We start from the raw sequence: 16,266 nt of genomic DNA, 5'->3' as shown, positions 1-16,266 counted from the left end.
TGCCATCCAGGTCGGCAAGGCAATCTTGCCGGGACGGCCAAGACAGCGGCCGTCCTTTCTTCACCTGCTTGCCCTCCTTCATTCCCGCGTCTGCCCCTTTCGCAACCGGGCCCGCCGCCCAGCCGATTTCTTGGAAATGCCGGCCCCGGCTGCTATACTGTTGCCTGAAAACACTTTTTTCGCGCAGGCACCCGCCATCCACGGCGGCCGGTCGGCGCGCGATTCCAGGCCCGGCCCTCCGCCCCGGCTCCTCCTGCTTGGCCCGACCTCAGCGGCCATCCACACGAGAGAACAACATGAAACTCAGCACCCGTATACTTCTTCTTTGCGCCGCCACTCTGCTCGGCATTGTCTGCATCGCCACCGTCTCGTTGTTCAGCCTGCGCGCGACGATGATGCAGGAGCGCAGCGCGCAACTGGGCAACCTGATCGAGCTGGCCAACGCCGCCGTCGAGAAGGCCTACGCGCAGGAACAGTCCGGCAAGATGAGCCGCGAGGACGCGCAACGCCTGGCGGTGCAGACCCTGAGCAGCTTCCACAAGGACGAGATGTACTACTTCGTGCGCGAGGCCAGCTCCGAGGTGCTGATCGCCCACCCGGACGCCAAGCGCATCGGCAAGGTGCAGACCAAGGAGAGCGGCGACGGCTACCGCAACGCGCTGGCGCGCGCCCGCATCGGCATCGTCGAGCAGGAGGGCACCCGTCCCGGCGTCAAAGAGAAGGTCGCCAAGATGTACGCGGTGATCAAGTTCCCCGGGTGGAACTGGCTGATCGGCACCGGCACCTATATCGACGACATCAACGAGCGTTTCTGGAAGCAGGCCACCGTCCTGCTCGGCCTGGGCCTGGCCCTGATGGTGGTGGTCGGCGGCCTGGCCTGGCACATGTTGCGCCGCATCCTCGGCCAGCTCGGCGGCGAGCCGGACTACGCCGTCGGCATCGTCGGCCAGATCGCCCAGGGCGACCTGACCACGCCGATCGCGCTGGCGCCGGCCGACAAGTCCAGCCTGCTGTTCGCCATCCTGGTGATGCGCGACAAGCTGGCGCACATCGTCAGCCAGGTGCGCAGCGACGCCAACGCCATCTCCACCGCCTCGGGCGAGATCTCGGCCGGCAACCACGACCTGTCGGCGCGCACCGAGCAGCAGGCCGGCGCGCTGGAGGAGACCGCCTCGACCATGGAGGAGATGACCTCGACCGTGCGGCAGAACGCCGACAACGCGCGCCAGGCCAACCAGTTGGCGATCTCCGCCTCGGAGGTGGCGAGCCAGGCCGGCCGGGCGGTCGGCCAGGTGGTCGAGACCATGGGCGCGATCAACGAGTCGTCCAGGCAGATCAGCGACATCATCAGCGTGATCGACGGCATCGCCTTCCAGACCAACATCCTGGCGCTCAACGCCGCCGTCGAGGCGGCCCGGGCCGGCGAGCAGGGCCGGGGCTTCGCCGTGGTCGCCGCCGAGGTGCGCAACCTGGCGCAGCGCTCGGCCGGCGCGGCCAAGGAGATCAAGGAGCTGATCAACAGCTCGGCCGAGAAGGTCGCCGCCGGCGAGCGCCTGGTCGAGGCCACCGGCAGCACCATGGACAAGGTGGTCGACAGCGTGCGCCGGGTCACCGACATCGTCGCCGAGATCAGCTCGGCGAGCCAGGAGCAGAGCTCGGGCATCGACCAGATCAACGACGCCATCGCCGAGATGGACAACATGACGCAGCAGAACGCCGCGCTGGTGGAGGAGGCCGCCGCCGCCGCCCAGTCGATGAACCAGCAGGCCGCCGGCCTGGCGCAGATCGTCAGCCTGTTCAAGGTCTGACGGCGCGCGCCGCTTGCCTGTTGTATCGAGGGCGCGAGGCGATCGAATCGTTGCGTGGAGGGAAGGCGCGCACTAGACTGGATGTCGGGCCGGACGCTCGTCCGGCCGGCGGGTCGGACTAGCCACATTCGGAGGCAATATGATGCGATCGACAATCAGCCGCGTCCTGGCGGGCGTTTTACTGTTGGGCGGCGTGGCGGGCCAGGCGGCGGCGCAGTTGGAGAACCTGCCCGGCGCCGTGGACGCCTTGCGCGGCCGCCATTGGCACGGCGGCGAGTGCTGCGGCTGGACCTGGGACTGGGTGCAACAGTCCGGCCCCACCTTCAGCGGCTCGTTCAGCAACCCCAACGGCGAAAAACTGCAGGAAGCGAACATTGTCATCAGCATCAACGGCGACAATGTGCGCATCACGCGCGGCAACGGCGCCTGCGTCTACACCGGCAAGATCCATGTGGGCGGCGCGAACGGAACCTACACCTGCGGCGGCCGGCCGGCCGGACCCTGGGCCGCCACCATCTACCAGACCGCGCCGACGCGCTAGCCGCGCCGACGCGCCAGCCGCGCCGGGCCGCCGCCGCGCCGAATTCGCACAAGGCGCTTGGCGCCGGCGCCGGCCGATGTATAATTGCCACCGCTGCCGCAAGGCGGCACACGCTAGGGTCCTGGCCGTCGCATCGCGGCGGCTGGGTGAGAAATACCCTCCGAACCTGATCTGGATAATGCCAGCGAAGGGAAGCTTAGGATTTTGCCGCCGGGTCATCCACGCCATTCGACCCCGCGCCGGCGCCGTCCAACCCTCCTTTGCTGGCTCCTGTAGCCAACCAAGGAGCCAAATGAACGCCAATCCGAAATTCCTCTCCGCCACCGCCGTGGTCGACCAAGCCGCCATCGCGCCGCTGCCCAACTCGCGCAAGATCTACGTGCAGGGCAGCCGTCCCGACATCCGCGTGCCGATGCGCGAAATCAGCCAGTCCGACACGCCGGCCTCGTTCGGCTTCGAGGCCAATCCGCCGGTCTACGTCTACGACACCTCCGGCCCCTACACCGACCCGGACGCGCTGATCGACATCCGCTCCGGCCTGGCCGCCACGCCGCGCCTGCCGTGGATCCTGGAGCGCGGCGACACCGAGGAGCTGGCCGGCCCGAGCTCCGAATACGGCCAGGCCCGCCTGGCCGACCCGGCGCTGGCCGAGCTGCGCTTCAACCTGCACCGCCTGCCGCGCCGCGCCAAGGCCGGCCCGAACGGGACAGCCAACGTCACCCAGATGCACTACGCGCGCCAGGGCATCGTCACGCCGGAGATGGAGTTCGTCGCCATCCGCGAGAACATGCGCCGCAAGGAGTACCTGGAGAACCTGAAGGGCTCCGGTCCGATGGGCCAGCGCCTGGCCGACCTGATGGGCCGCCAGCACCCGGGCCAGAACTACGGCGCCAGCATCCCGGCCGAGATCACCGCCGAGTTCGTGCGCGAGGAGATCGCCCGTGGCCGCGCCATCATCCCGGCCAACATCAACCACCCGGAGATCGAGCCGATGATCATCGGCCGCAACTTCCTCGTCAAGATCAACGCCAACATCGGCAACTCGGCGGTCACCTCGTCGATCGGCGAGGAGGTCGAGAAGATGACCTGGGCGATCCGCTGGGGCGGCGACAACGTCATGGACCTGTCGACCGGCAAGCACATCCACGAGACGCGCGAATGGATCATCCGCAACAGCCCGGTGCCGATCGGCACCGTGCCGATCTACCAGGCGCTGGAGAAGGTCAACGGCAAGGCCGAGGGCCCTGACCTGGGAGATCTTCCGCGACACCCTGATCGAACAGGCCGAACAGGGCGTCGACTACTTCACCATCCACGCCGGCGTGCTGCTGCGCTACGTGCCGATGACCGCCAAGCGGCTCACCGGCATCGTCTCGCGCGGCGGCTCGATCATGGCCAAGTGGTGCCTGGCGCACCACAAGGAATCCTTCCTGTACACGCACTTCAACGAGATCTGCGAAATCATGAAGGCCTACGACGTCTCCTTCTCGCTGGGCGACGGCCTGCGGCCCGGCTCGATCTACGACGCCAACGACGAGGCCCAGCTGGGCGAGCTGAAGACCCTGGGCGAGCTGACCCAGATCGCCTGGCAGCACGACGTGCAGGTGATGATCGACCGGCCACGTGCCGATGCAGCTGATCAAGGAGAACATGGACCTGCAGCTGGAGCAGTGCGGCGAGGCGCCGTTCTACACCCTGGGGCCGCTGACCACCGACATCGCGCCCGGCTACGACCACATCACCTCCGGCATCGGCGCCGCGCTGATCGGCTGGTACGGCACGGCCATGCTGTGCTACGTCACGCCGAAGGAGCACCTCGGCCTGCCGGACAAGAACGACGTCAAGGACGGCATCATCACCTACAAGATCGCGGCGCACGCGGCCGACCTGGCCAAGGGCCATCCGGGCGCGCAGATCCGCGACAACGCGCTGTCCAAGGCGCGCTTCGAGTTCCGCTGGGACGACCAGTTCAACCTCGGCCTGGACCCGGACAAGGCGCGCGAGTTCCACGACGAGACCCTGCCCAAGGACTCGGCCAAGGTGGCGCACTTCTGCTCGATGTGCGGGCCGCACTTCTGCTCGATGAAGATCACCCAGGAGGTGCGCGAGTACGCCGCCGCCAACGGCATGAGCGACGGCGCGGCGCTCGAGCAGGGCATGACGGTGAAGGCGATCGAGTTCGTCAAGAACGGCGCCGAGCTGTATCGGAAGTTGTGAGGCGGCGATGATAGCGATCGAACTCAACGGCGCGGCGCGCCAGGTGCCGGCGCGGCACACGCTGGCCGCGCTGATCGACGAGCTTGAACTCGGTGGCCAGGCGCTGGCGCTGGCGGTCAACCGCAGCGTGGTGCCGCGCCAGCAGTGGCCGCAGCGCGTGCTGCAGCCGCAGGACAAGGTCGAGATCGTGCGCGCCATCGGCGGCGGCTGAGCAGCAAGGAAAAACAAGGGGCCGTCGCCAGCGGATGCGAGGGTCGGACCCTAGGGTCCGACCCTGCTTGGCTGTTCGGCCTGCCTACAACTTGGAGAAAACATGACTACATCACAGCAAGACCTGCTGACCATCGCCGGCAAGAGCTACACCTCGCGCCTGCTGGTCGGCAGCGGCAAGTACAAGGACCTGGCGCAGACGCGCGAGGCGACCGACGCGGCCGGCGCCGAGATCATCACGGTGGCGATCCGCCGCGTCAACATCGGCCAGGACCCAAGGCGCCCAGCCTGCTCGACGTGCTGCCGCCGTCGCAGTACACCATCCTGCCCAACACGGCCGGCTGCTACACCGCCAAGGACGCCGTCTACACGCTGCAGATGGCGCGCGAGCTGCTGGGCGGCCACAAGCTGGTCAAGCTGGAGGTGCTGGGCGACGAGAAGACCCTGTTCCCGCACATGCCGGAAACCCTGATCGCCGCCGAGGCGCTGGTGCGCGACGGCTTCGACGTGATGGTCTACTGCAGCGACGACCCGATCCAGGCCAAGCTGCTCGAGCAGATCGGCTGCGTCGCGGTGATGCCGCTGGCCTCGCTGATCGGCTCCGGCATGGGCATCCTCAACCCGTGGAACCTGTCGCTGATCATCGAGCAGGCCAAGGTGCCGGTGCTGGTCGACGCCGGCGTCGGCACCGCCTCGGACGCCGCCATAGCCATGGAGCTGGGCTGCGACGGCGTGCTGATGAACACCGCCATCGCCGGCGCGCGCGACCCGGTGCGCATGGCGCGCGCCATGCGCCTGGGCGTGCAGGCCGGCCGCGAGGCCTTCCTCGCCGGCCGCATCGGCAAACGCTTCGCCGCCTCGCCGTCGTCGCCGATGGCGGGCCGGCTGGCATGAGCATGGCCGACGGCGCCGGCCGCGGCGAGCGGCGCGGCGGCGAACGGCGCGCCGCCGTGCTGGTGTTCGCCGGCGTCGACCCGTCCGGCGGCGCCGGCCTGGCGGCCGACCTGCAGGCCGTCGCCGCCCAGGGCGCCCACGCGCTGACGGTGGTGACGGCGCTGACGGCGCAGGACAACGACCGCGTCCACGCCGTCGAGCCGGTGGCGGCGGAACTGCTGCTGCGCCAGGCCGAGGCGCTGATCGGCAAGATCGCCATCGCCGCCGTCAAGATCGGCATCCCCGGCAGCGCCGCCAACGCGCGCGCCATCGCCGGCCTGATCGAACGGTTGCGCCGGCTGCAGCCGCAACTGCCGGTGGTGCTCGACCCGGTGCTGGCCAGCGGCCACGGCGACCTGCTGTCGCGCGACGACGCCGTGCTGGCGCTGGCGCCGCTGCTGCCGCTGGCCACGCTGCTCACGCCCAACGGCCCGGAGGCGCGCGCGCTGACCGGGCAGGCCACGCCGGGCGCGCAGGCGGCCGCGCTGCGCGCGCGCGGCTGCGGCCACGTGCTGCTCACCGGCGGCCACGACGACGACGGCGACGTCGTCGTCAACCGCTGGTACGGCGCCGGCCGCGAGCAGCTGTGGCGCTGGCCGCGCCTGGCCGGCCAGTTCCACGGCAGCGGCTGCACGCTGGCCTCGGCCTGCGCCGGCCTGCTGGCCCAGGGCCTGACCATGGAGCGCGCGCTGCAACGCGCCCAGCAATACTGCCAGCACGCCCTGGCCGACGCCTACGCCATCGCCGACGGCCAGCGCATGCCGCGCCGTTGAGCCGCTGAGCCGATGAACCGCTGAGCCGCCGGCCCCGCCACCCATCCGATACGATTGAGAGCACTATGAAAGCGATTCAACAAGGACTGTATCTGGTCACCCCCAACTGGGACGACACCGACAAGCTGCTGGCCGCGACGGAGCGGGCGCTGGGCGCCGGCGTCGCCCTGCTGCAGTACCGCCACAAGGACGCCGGCCCGGCGCTGCGCGAGCGGCAGGCGCGGGCGCTGCTGGCGCTGTGCCGGCGCCACGGCGTGCCGCTGGTGATCAACGACTACACCGAGCTGTGCCAGCTGATCGGCGCCGACGGCGTCCACGTCGGCGGCACCGACGCCGGCGTGGCCGCCGTGCGCGCCGCGCTGGGGCCGGACAAGATCGTCGGCGCCTCCTGCTACGGCGACCTGCCGCGCGCCGTCGCCGCCCAGGCGGCCGGCGCCAGCTACGTCGCCTTCGGCGGCTTCTACCCGTCGCGCGTCAAGCAGTACGAGGTGAGCACGGCGCCGGCCATCGTCGCCCGGGCGGCGGCCAGCATCGCCGTGCCGGCCGTGGTGATCGGCGGCATGACGCCGGCCAACGCGGCGCCGCTGGTGGCGCTGGGCGCCGACCTGGTGGCCGCCATCAGCAGCGTCTACCTGGCCGACGATCCGGCGCTGGCGGTCGGCCAGTTCAACGCCTTGTTTGTGGCGCGCAACACGGGCCGATAAATGCGCCGTGGCGGGCGATTCGGTCCTATAATGGGCTGTTGATATTCATATAAGATTATCCCGCCATGAGCGCACGCGCCGACACCAAACGCCTGATCCTGATCGTCGACGACGATCTGTTGCTGCTCGAGTTCCTCAGCGCCGTGTTGAGCCACGCCGGCCACGACACGGTGACGGCCGCCTCGGCCGAGGAGGCGCTGGCGGTGATCGCCGTGCGCGAGCCCGACCTGGCCCTGCTCGACATCCACATGCCCGGCATGTCCGGCATGGAGCTGGCCAAGCAGTTGCAGGCGGCCACCTCGGTGCCGTTCATGTTCCTCTCCGGCCGCGGCGACGCCGACCTGAGCAGGCAGGCCGCCGAGTACGGCGCCGTCGGCTTCCTGGTCAAGCCGGTCGACGAGAAGCAGCTGATGCCGGCCTTCCAGGCCGGCCTGGCGCGCGCCGACGAGATCCGCCAACTGCGCCGCACCGAGCTCAACCTGAACGCCGCGCTGGCCGCCGGGCGCGAGACCAGCCTGGCCGTCGGCCTGCTGATGTGCAAGTTCCAGACCGACCGCAACACCGCCTTCGAGGTGCTGCGCGACCACGCCCGCTCCAGCCGGCGCAAGGTCAACGAGGTGGCCGAGCAGCTGCTGGCCGCCGAGGAGACCCTGAACAGCCTGCACGCCGCCTTCAGCGGCCGGCTGAAAAAATAGGCCGGGCCGGCCGGCGCGCCGGGCCGTTGATACCAGTTCGCAACAGCTTTTGCCGTGGCGCTTGTATTGTCGGCGCCATGTTGTACACTAGAAAAACCAACAGCGCCAACGGCGCCAGCAACGCGCACGACACGGCCACGATGCCGGCGCCGCGTGTATCGTCCAAGCCGCCTTTCTCCTGCGGCCGTGGCAACATCGTTCGGCCCAACTCCGCCGGCACCCATCCATGAACCAGCCGGTCGGCCGCACCCAGCGCGGACGGCGCCGGGTTCCTGTCGCCAGCGGAGAGCAGATGATCAACGACCACCTAGCCCTATTCACCGATTGCGCCGAGGCGGCCGCGCCGTTCGGCAGCGGCGTGTTGCTGCCGCATGCCGCGCCGCGCGTGCTGCACGTCGACGGCGACGGCGACGCCGCCCTGGTGCTGGCCACCCTGCTGGTGCCGGAGACCCGCGTCACCCACGTCGCCACGCTGGCCGAGGCGCGCCGCGCCATCGCCGCCGGCGGCTACGCCCTGGTGGTGCTCGACCCCGACCTGCCCGACGGCGACGGCGCCAGCCTGCTGGCGGCACTCAACGGCCGGCCGGGCGCGCCGCCGGTGCTGTTGTACTCGGCGCGCCAGCCGGCCCGCGGCGCGACCGGCGCGGCCGCCTTCCTGCCCAAGCCGTGGACCTCGCCGCGCGAGTTGTGGCGCGCCGTCGCCGGGCTGCTGGCCGAGACCGCCCCGGCCGCCTGAACGAAAACTGTTTTCCTTGCCGGCGCCGCCTTGATATCATGGCGCTGCGCCGGCACGGGCGTCGTCCGCGCCGTACCGGTCCCCACCCACACACCGACAGGAAAACACATGAAAACCAAAGCAGCCATCGCCTGGAAGGCGGGCCAGCCGCTGACCATCGAGGAAGTCGAACTGGGCGGCCCGCGCGAGGGCGAGGTGCTGGTCGAGATCAAGGCCACCGGCATCTGCCACACCGACTACTACACCCTGTCCGGCGCCGACCCCGAGGGCATCTTCCCGGCCATCCTGGGCCACGAGGGCGCCGGCGTGGTGGTCGACGTCGGCCCCGGCGTCAAGTCGCTGAAGAAGGACGACCACGTCATCCCGCTGTACACGCCGGAATGCCGCCAGTGCAAATTCTGCCTGTCGCAGAAGACCAACCTGTGCCAGTCGATCCGCTCGACGCAGGGGCGCGGCCTGATGCCCGACGCCACCAGCCGCTTCTCCATAGCCGGCAAGCCGATCTACCACTACATGGGCACCTCGACCTTCTCCAACTACATCGTGGTGCCGGAGATCGCGCTGGCCAAGATCCGCCAGGACGCGCCCTTCGACAAGGTCTGCTACATCGGTTGCGGCGTCACCACCGGCGTCGGCGCGGTGCTGTTCACCGCCAAGGTCGAGGCGGGCGCCAACGTGGTGGTGTTCGGTCTGGGCGGCATCGGCCTGAACGTGATCCAGGCCGCCAAGATGGTCGGCGCAGACAAGATCATCGGCGTCGACATCAACCCGGCGCGCCAGGCCATGGCGCGCAAGTTCGGCATGACCCACTTCGTCAACCCGAACGAGGTGGAGAACGTGGTCGACGCCATCGTCCAGCTGACCGACGGCGGCGCCGACTACAGCTTCGAGTGCATCGGCAACACCACCACCATGCGCCAGGCGCTCGAATGCTGCCACAAGGGCTGGGGCCAGTCGATCATCATCGGCGTGGCGGCGGCCGGGCAGGAGATCTCGACGCGGCCGTTCCAGCTGGTCACCGGCCGGGTCTGGAAGGGTTCCGCCTTCGGCGGCGCGCGCGGCCGCACCGACGTGCCGAAGATCGTCGACTGGTACATGGAAGGCAAGCTCAACATCGACGACCTGATCACCCACCGCCTGCCGCTCGAGCGCATCAACGAGGGCTTCGACCTGATGAAGAGCGGCGAATCGATCCGCTCCGTGGTCATCTACTAAGCCCCAAGCAGCCCCAACACTCGGGGTCAGTGCCGACATTCGGACATTTTTTCCCAGAAATGTCCGAATGTCGGCACTGACCCCGCTGTTGTTTGGTGGACTGTATAGAAGCACAGCGGTTTGGCGCCGGGCCGGTATAATCACGGCATGCACAATCTCCTCCACAACCTCAATCCCGAACAACTCGCCGCCGTCACCCTGCCGGCCCAGAGCGCGCTGATCCTGGCCGGCGCCGGCTCCGGCAAGACCCGCGTGCTGACCACCCGCATCGCCTGGTTGATCCAGACCGGGCAGGTGTCGCCGGCCGGCGTGCTGGCGGTGACCTTCACCAACAAGGCCGCCAAGGAGATGATGACGCGCTTGTCGGCGATGTTGCCGATCAATACGCGCGGCATGTGGATCGGCACCTTCCACGGCCTGTGCAACCGCCTGCTGCGCACCCACTACCGCGACGCGGCGCTGCCGCAGACCTTCCAGATCCTCGATTCGCAGGACCAGTTGTCGGTGGTCAAGCGCCTGCTCAAGGCCAACAACATCGACGACGAGAAGTATCCGCCGAAGACGGTGGTGTACTTCATCAACAACGCCAAGGACCAGGGCCTGCGCGCCGACAAGGTCGAGGCCTACGACCCGATCGAACGCAAGATGGTCGAGCTGTACCAGCTGTACGACGACCAGTGCCAGCGCGAGGGCGTGGTCGACTTCGCCGAGCTGCTGCTGCGCACCTTCGAGCTGCTCAGCCGCAACCAGCCGCTGCGCGAGCACTACCAGCAGCGCTTCAAGCACATCCTGGTCGACGAGTTCCAGGACACCAACAACCTGCAGTACAACTGGCTCAAGCTGATGGCCGGCCACGGCGAGCGCCACGGCGGCGTGTTGTTCGCCGTCGGCGACGACGACCAGAGCATCTACGCCTTCCGGGGCGCCAACGTCGGCAACATGAGCGCCTTCGAGCGCGAGTTCCAGGTGCAGAACCTGATCAAGCTGGAGCAGAACTACCGCTCGCACGGCCACATCCTGGACTGCGCCAACCAGCTGATCGCCAACAACAGCAAGCGCCTGGGCAAGAACCTGCGCACCGACGCCGGCCACGGCGAACCGGTGCGCATCTACGAGGCCAGCTCCGACCTGGCCGAGGCGCAGTGGATCATCGAGGAATCGAAGAGCCTGATCGCCGAGGGCGCCTCGCGCAGCGAGATCGCCGTGCTGTACCGCTCCAACGCGCAGTCGCGCGTGATCGAGCACGCGCTGTTTTCGGCCGGCATCCCCTACCACGTCTACGGCGGCCTGCGCTACTTCCAGCGCGCCGAGGTCAAGCACGCCATCGCCTATCTGCAGCTGATGGACAACCCGCACAACGACTCGGCCTTCCTGCGCGTGGTCAACTTCCCCACCCGCGGCATCGGCCTGCGCTCGATCGAGGCCTTGCAGGCGGCGGCCGACCAGTACGGCATTTCGCTGTACGCGGCGGTGCCTTACGTGGCCGGCAAGGCCGGCTCCTCGCTGGGCAACTTCGTCAAGCTGGTCGAGGGCGCCCGCTTCGAGACCCAGCAGATGCCGCTGCCCGAGCTGGTGCGCGTGGTGCTCGAGGCCAGCGGCCTGCTGACCCACTACCAGACGGAAAAAGAGGGCGCCGACCGCATCGAGAACTTGGAGCAGATGGTCAGCGCGGCCAGCCAGTTCGTCTCCGAGGAGGGCTTCGGCCAGGCCGCGCCGGCCCACCTGGGACCGCAGGCCCAGGCCCAGGCCGGAGAGGCCATCGTCAACGAGGACGGCATCGAGATCATCGACGCCGACGCCGCGCTGCCGACCGTGATGTCGCCGCTCTCGGCCTTCCTGTCGCACGCCTCGCTCGAGGCCGGCGACAACCAGGCCACCGTCGGCCAGGAGGCCGTGCAGATGATGACGGTGCACTCGGCCAAGGGGCTGGAGTTCAACAACGTCTTCATCACCGGCCTGGAGGAGGGCCTGTTCCCGCACGAGAGCAGCTCGCGCGAGGAGGGCGGCGTGGAGGAGGAGCGGCGCTTGATGTACGTGGCCATCACGCGGGCGCGCCAGCGCCTGTACATGTGCTTCGCCCAGACCCGCATGTTGCACGGCCAGACCCGCTACAACATGAAGTCGCGCTTTTTCGACGAGCTGCCGGAGGAGTCGCTGAAGTGGTTGTCGCCCAAGGTGCAGTCGCACTGGTCGGCCAACAGCCGCAAGTCGGCCTGGGACGAGGCGCCGCTGGTCGGCTCGGACAACGCCATCGCGCAGAAGCTGGCGCAGAAGTCGGTCAGCACCGGCGCCGGCTGGCGCATCGGCGAATCCGTCGCGCACGGCAAGTTCGGCGAGGGGGTGATCGTCAACCTGGAGGGCAGCGGCAGCAACGCGCGGGCGCAGATCAACTTCGGCAGCCACGGCATGAAGGTGCTCGACCTGAGCATCGCCAAGCTGGACCGGCTGGGACGCTAGATTTTTTTGGGGGGGCTGTGCGCCCTCAATCGAGGCGCGGTGACGCAGAGAGTACCCCAGTGCAAACCCGGGGTCGGACCCCCAGGGGTCCGACCCCAGATTTACGCCTGGGGTTTTGTTTGATGGCCCAGGGCCCGCGCCGCGCTTACGGCTTGTCGCTCGGCACGGGCGCCGGCGCGGCGTCCGCCTGCGGCGCGCCGAAGATCTGCCGGTAGCTGGCGTAGAAGGAGCAGTGCAGCATCACCGTCAGCATCACCGACATCGGCAGCATCACCATCATCGCCGCGTCGCTGCGGCCGAACACGATGATGACGATCTGGCTCAGCAGCACGCTGATGCCGAACCAACCCATGATGAACACGATGAAGGCCTTCAGCGCGCGCAGCACGGCGAAGAAGCTGAAGAAGATCGCCTTGCCCAGGCTCATCTTCTGCCAGTAGATCAGCGGCGCGGCGAAACAGAAGGCCATCGCGCCGGGAATGTAGACCAGCATCGCCAGCAACACCGCGCCGGCCAGGTTGCTGTTCTTGGCGGCGGCCGGCTCGATCTGGCCGGTCAGCAGCTTGAAGAACACGCCGCCGTCGGCCAGCGCGGACACGCCCAGCGCCAGCGCGGCCATCGCCAGATACAACAATCCCAGCGTGAACAGGACGGCGAACACCGGCTTGTGGAAGCCGATCAGCAGGCGCTTGGGCGAGATGCGCTTGCCCTGCTCGATGTCGTTGCAGGCTTGCATGAAGGCGATCGAGAACACCGGCACCAGGATCACCGGCAGCAGCTGGCCCAGCAGTGGCACGCTGCCGATCAGCAGCATGATGAACATATAGCCGAGGAACAGCGTCGACAGGCCGCCGGGTTGTTGGCGGAACAGGCCGAAACCCTGTTTGACCCAGTGCCAGCCGGTGTTGGCGGGGAGCTTGTCCATCAGAACAGCCCCGGCGCGGGCGTGGCGATGCGTTCGCGCAGGATGCGCTCGAAGTGCGCCGGATCGTGCGGCGTCAACATCTCGGCCTCGCGCGGCAGGTGCAGGTCGTACAGCCGCGACAGCCAGAAGCGCAGCGCGGCGGCGCGCAGCATCGGCTGCCAGGCGGTCTGCTCGGCGGCGGTGAACGGGCGCACGGCGTGGTAGGCGTCGAGCATGGCGCGCACGCGGGCGGTGTCGAGCACGCCGCTGGCCAGGTCGACGCACCAGTCGTTGACGGTGACGGCGACGTCGAACAGCCAGGTGTCGCAGCCGGCGAAGTAGAAGTCGAAGAAGCCGGTCAGGCGCTCGCCGTCGAACATCACGTTGTTGCGGAACAGGTCGGCGTGCACCGGGCCGCGTTGCAGCGCGTGGTAGCTGGCGCAGCTGGCGAAGGCGTCCTGGAAGTGCATCTCGGCGCGCAGCAGGTGGGCGTTGTCGTCCGACAGGAAGGGCAGCACCTGCGGCGTCGTCTCGTTCCACCAGTCCAGGCCGCGCAGATTGGGCTGCTGCAGCGGGAAGTCGCTGGCGGCCAGGTGCATTTTGGCCAGCATGGCGCCGACGGCGGCGCAATGGACCGGCTGCGGCGCCATCTGCGAGCTGCCTTCCAGCTTGCTGACGATGGACGCCGGCTTGCCGTGCAGCGCGACGATCAGCTCGCCGCGCTCGTTGGCCACCGGCGCCGGCACCAGCACGCCGCGCTCGGCCAGGTGGCGCATCAGGTTCAGGTAGAAGGGCAGCTGCTCGAAGGACAGGTTCTCGAAGATCGTCAGCACGTACTCGCCGTGCTCGGTGCTCAGGAAGAAGTTGCTGTTTTCAATGCCGGAGGCGATGCCTTTGAGGGCCAGCGCCTTGCCGAGGGGGAATTGCTTGATCCACTGGCTGACGTCATCCAGGTTGACCGGTGTAAAAACTGCCATGGGGAAGCGATTTTATAGGTTCGGTAAAAGGGCGCGCCGCAAGTTGCGGCGCGGCGGGGCAGGGGGAGGGGGCTTACTTGGCCGCTGGCGGTGCCGACTCGTCGGCCGCGCCTTCCTCTTCCTTGGAGGTCTTCTTTTTCTTGCCGAGGTCGAACTCTTTCACGGTCCACATCGGGCCGCGGTTGGCGCTGCCGGTGGCGTCGCCGGGTAGGGCGCTGCCGGCCGGATTGTTGGGCTTCAGCGTGTAGCTGCTTTTGCCGCTCTTGACCTTGACTTCGGTCACCCGGCCGCCCTCGCGTTTTTCGGTGATTTTCTTCTCCGGCGCCGGTTTGGCGTTGACCGTGATCGGGTCTTCGGCCACTTCTTCGATCTTCTCCAGCTTAGGCGGCGCGGCGCTCGGCGACTGGGCGTTGGCCGAGGCGGCCAGCGCGCTCAGGGACAGAAGGAGGACTTGCCAGAGTTTGGAGTTGCGCATCATGGTGAGGAATCGCCTAAGTAAGAGCACTGCGGATATCTTGGTATCGGCCATTGTAACAAACTGACACGCCGAGCTGTTTTAAATGCTCGGTTTTGGCCAACGCATGGGGCCGCCTGCGACACTTGTTTGCCATTGTGTTAATTTTTATTGTTTTGGCATGACATGGGCGGGCCGTCCCGTTTGTGGTGACGCAAGCGGACGCACCGCTTTCTTGCCATCGGTCTCAATTGGCCTAGACTGATAGCTTGAACGAGACAGCCGGGGAGGGCCGCGTGAAAATCGTCGACGACAACGTTTATCTGATGAATGCGGCGGACCGCATCGAGCTGATCCGGAGCGGCGTGCCGGCGGCGCACTTGGCCGTGTTGTCCGTCAAAATGGGCATGCCAGAGGGGCGCTTGCTGGCGCTGCTGGGCATGTCGCGCGCCACGGTCAGCCGCAAGGTGCGGGAACATCAGCCTCTGGCCCCGGAGGAATCCGAGCGCGTGCTGGGCGTCGAATCGCTGATCGGGCAGGTTGACGCCATGGTGCGTGAATCGGGCGAGCCGGTCGGTTTCGATGCGGCGCGGTGGCTTGCCGACTGGCTAGCCATGCCAGTGCCCGCGCTCAACGGCCGCACCCCGGCCAGCTACCTGGACACCATCGAGGGGCAGAAACTGCTTTCCGATCTGTTGGCAATGGCGCAAAGCGGCGCCTACGCATGACGGTCAGCGCATGGCGCATCGCGGTCGAGGCACCGGGCTATTCGGCCAGCGACCTGAGCGGTGCCGGGGCGAAGCGCAGCGGCGGCAGGTGGAATGCCCGCCGCACGGCGATGGTCTATTGTTCTTCCAATATTGCGCTGGCCATGCTGGAAACCCTGAGCTTTGTACGCACGGGATCCCTGCCATTCAACCGCTTCCTCGTAAGAATCGACATTCCCGACCTCGTTTGGGGGCGACGCGAAGTCCTCGCGCCGGTGCCGGGCGGCTGGGATGCGGTGCCGGCGGGCCGAGCCAGCATGGCGGCGGGAGATGCCTGGGCATTCAGTCGGCGCTCGGCGCTGCTGCTGGTGCCGTCGGTCATCGTGCCGGAGGAGTTTAATATCTTGCTGAACCCAACCCATTCCGATGCTGCCGCGATTGCGGCGACGACGGTGAGGCGCTGGGTGTACGATCCTCGATTCTTTTGATGCGTCCTACCCATCGGCCGTTTCTGTTTTTGTACAAAGGTTTTTGAACGATGAAAGTCATCCGTAGCAAGGAATTCACCGCCGAGCGCGCCTGGGGCGCCCTCGACATCGCCAACATGGCCGGCACCACCGTGCGCCTGCACTGGACCGACCAGCCCTACAAGTGGCACGTCAACGACGGCGAGGAGGTGTTCGCCGTGCTCGACGGCGTGGTCGACATGCATTACCGAGAGGCCGGCGTCGAGCGGGTGGTGGCGCTCAACACGGGCGACGTGTTTTTCGCCGGCGTCGGCTGCGAGCATGTCGCCCATCCGCGCGGCGCGGCGCGCATCCTGGTGGTCGAGCGCGAGGGCAGCGTCTAAGCCCGCCGCCGCCGGCAGCATCGTCACAAACTCTGCGATAATGGCAGACACGCTATATTGCACGACACACCCGATTCCCCAGCGC

Annotated in this window: 15 protein-coding genes, 2 pseudogenes and 1 riboswitch; of the genes and pseudogenes, 14 read left to right on the top strand and 3 right to left on the bottom strand. The window is 67.9% G+C overall.

Going from position 1 to position 16,266, the window contains the following annotated elements; translation table 11 throughout:
* Positions 1 to 296: 296 nt before the first annotated feature.
* From QC826_RS24715 to QC826_RS24665, 11 genes and pseudogenes are all read left to right on the top strand, one after another.
* On the top strand, positions 297 to 1,808 hold the full coding sequence (locus QC826_RS24715) for a methyl-accepting chemotaxis protein (protein WP_279762877.1): 1,512 nt from the start codon (positions 297 to 299) through the stop codon (positions 1,806 to 1,808).
* Between the two features lie 139 nt (positions 1,809 to 1,947).
* Positions 1,948 to 2,349 (top strand): hypothetical protein, encoded by a 402-nt coding sequence (locus QC826_RS24710; protein WP_279762876.1) that lies wholly within the window; start codon positions 1,948 to 1,950, stop codon positions 2,347 to 2,349.
* Between the two features lie 105 nt (positions 2,350 to 2,454).
* Positions 2,455 to 2,559: riboswitch (TPP riboswitch) on the top strand.
* Positions 2,560 to 2,641: 82 nt separating this feature from the next.
* Positions 2,642 to 4,566, top strand: a pseudogene (gene thiC / locus QC826_RS24705) (phosphomethylpyrimidine synthase ThiC).
* A 7-nt stretch (positions 4,567 to 4,573) separates the two neighbouring features.
* The gene (gene thiS / locus QC826_RS24700; protein WP_099414991.1) at positions 4,574 to 4,777 is read left to right on the top strand and encodes a sulfur carrier protein ThiS; all 204 of its coding nucleotides are present in this window, start codon (positions 4,574 to 4,576) and stop codon (positions 4,775 to 4,777) included.
* A gap of 189 nt (positions 4,778 to 4,966) precedes the next feature.
* Positions 4,967 to 5,670: pseudogene (locus QC826_RS24695) on the top strand (thiazole synthase).
* The gene (locus QC826_RS24690; RefSeq protein WP_279762875.1) at positions 5,667 to 6,482 is read left to right on the top strand and encodes a hydroxymethylpyrimidine/phosphomethylpyrimidine kinase; all 816 of its coding nucleotides are present in this window, start codon (positions 5,667 to 5,669) and stop codon (positions 6,480 to 6,482) included. Before QC826_RS24695 ends, QC826_RS24690 begins: the two are co-directional and overlap by 4 nt.
* Before the next feature lie 65 nt (positions 6,483 to 6,547).
* Positions 6,548 to 7,186, top strand: coding sequence for a thiamine phosphate synthase (gene thiE, locus QC826_RS24685; protein WP_279762874.1), 639 nt, complete (start codon positions 6,548 to 6,550; stop codon positions 7,184 to 7,186).
* A 65-nt stretch (positions 7,187 to 7,251) separates the two neighbouring features.
* A complete protein-coding gene (locus QC826_RS24680; protein ID WP_093389947.1) occupies positions 7,252 to 7,881 on the top strand; it encodes an ANTAR domain-containing response regulator in 630 nt (209 codons plus the stop codon).
* Between the two features lie 226 nt (positions 7,882 to 8,107).
* Positions 8,108 to 8,617, top strand: coding sequence for a response regulator (locus QC826_RS24675; RefSeq protein ID WP_279762873.1), 510 nt, complete (start codon positions 8,108 to 8,110; stop codon positions 8,615 to 8,617).
* 108 nt (positions 8,618 to 8,725) lie between these two features.
* Positions 8,726 to 9,832: an S-(hydroxymethyl)glutathione dehydrogenase/class III alcohol dehydrogenase gene (locus QC826_RS24670; RefSeq protein ID WP_279762872.1), complete on the top strand. Its 1,107-nt coding sequence runs from the start codon at positions 8,726 to 8,728 to the stop codon at positions 9,830 to 9,832.
* A 147-nt stretch (positions 9,833 to 9,979) separates the two neighbouring features.
* Positions 9,980 to 12,289 carry a UvrD-helicase domain-containing protein gene (locus QC826_RS24665; RefSeq protein ID WP_279762871.1) on the top strand — a complete coding sequence of 770 codons (2,310 nt, stop codon included), beginning with the start codon at positions 9,980 to 9,982 and terminating at the stop codon, positions 12,287 to 12,289.
* A gap of 145 nt (positions 12,290 to 12,434) precedes the next feature.
* Here the strand turns inward: QC826_RS24665 and QC826_RS24660 are convergent, their stop codons facing one another.
* From QC826_RS24660 to QC826_RS24650, 3 genes are all read right to left on the bottom strand, one after another.
* Positions 12,435 to 13,214 (bottom strand): BPSS1780 family membrane protein, encoded by a 780-nt coding sequence (locus tag QC826_RS24660; RefSeq protein WP_279762870.1) that lies wholly within the window; start codon positions 13,212 to 13,214, stop codon positions 12,435 to 12,437.
* Entirely contained in the window at positions 13,214 to 14,170 is a 957-nt protein-coding gene (locus QC826_RS24655) for a homoserine kinase (protein ID WP_279762869.1), read from the bottom strand. Before QC826_RS24655 ends, QC826_RS24660 begins: the two co-directional genes overlap by 1 nt.
* A 73-nt stretch (positions 14,171 to 14,243) precedes the next feature.
* A complete protein-coding gene (locus tag QC826_RS24650; RefSeq protein ID WP_279762868.1) occupies positions 14,244 to 14,648 on the bottom strand; it encodes a hypothetical protein in 405 nt (134 codons plus the stop codon).
* A gap of 272 nt (positions 14,649 to 14,920) precedes the next feature.
* Between QC826_RS24650 and QC826_RS24645 the strand changes: the two genes are divergently transcribed.
* The 3 genes from QC826_RS24645 to QC826_RS24635 are packed head-to-tail and all read left to right on the top strand — an operon-like array spanning position 14,921 to position 16,181.
* Positions 14,921 to 15,352: an antitoxin Xre-like helix-turn-helix domain-containing protein gene (locus QC826_RS24645; RefSeq protein ID WP_279762867.1), complete on the top strand. Its 432-nt coding sequence runs from the start codon at positions 14,921 to 14,923 to the stop codon at positions 15,350 to 15,352.
* Positions 15,349 to 15,819, top strand: a complete 471-nt coding sequence (locus tag QC826_RS24640; protein WP_279762866.1) for an RES family NAD+ phosphorylase — start codon at positions 15,349 to 15,351, stop codon at positions 15,817 to 15,819. Before QC826_RS24645 ends, QC826_RS24640 begins: the two co-directional genes overlap by 4 nt.
* 50 nt (positions 15,820 to 15,869) lie before the next feature.
* The gene (locus QC826_RS24635; RefSeq protein ID WP_279762865.1) at positions 15,870 to 16,181 is read left to right on the top strand and encodes a cupin domain-containing protein; all 312 of its coding nucleotides are present in this window, start codon (positions 15,870 to 15,872) and stop codon (positions 16,179 to 16,181) included.
* Positions 16,182 to 16,266 lie beyond the last annotated feature (85 nt).

Source organism: Rugamonas sp. DEMB1 (genome assembly GCF_029834475.1).
GTDB classification, from domain to species: Bacteria; Pseudomonadota; Gammaproteobacteria; order Burkholderiales; family Burkholderiaceae_D; genus Rugamonas; species Rugamonas rubra.
The sequence above is the reverse complement of the archived record's forward strand: the minus strand, read 5'-3'. Positions and strand labels throughout refer to the sequence as shown.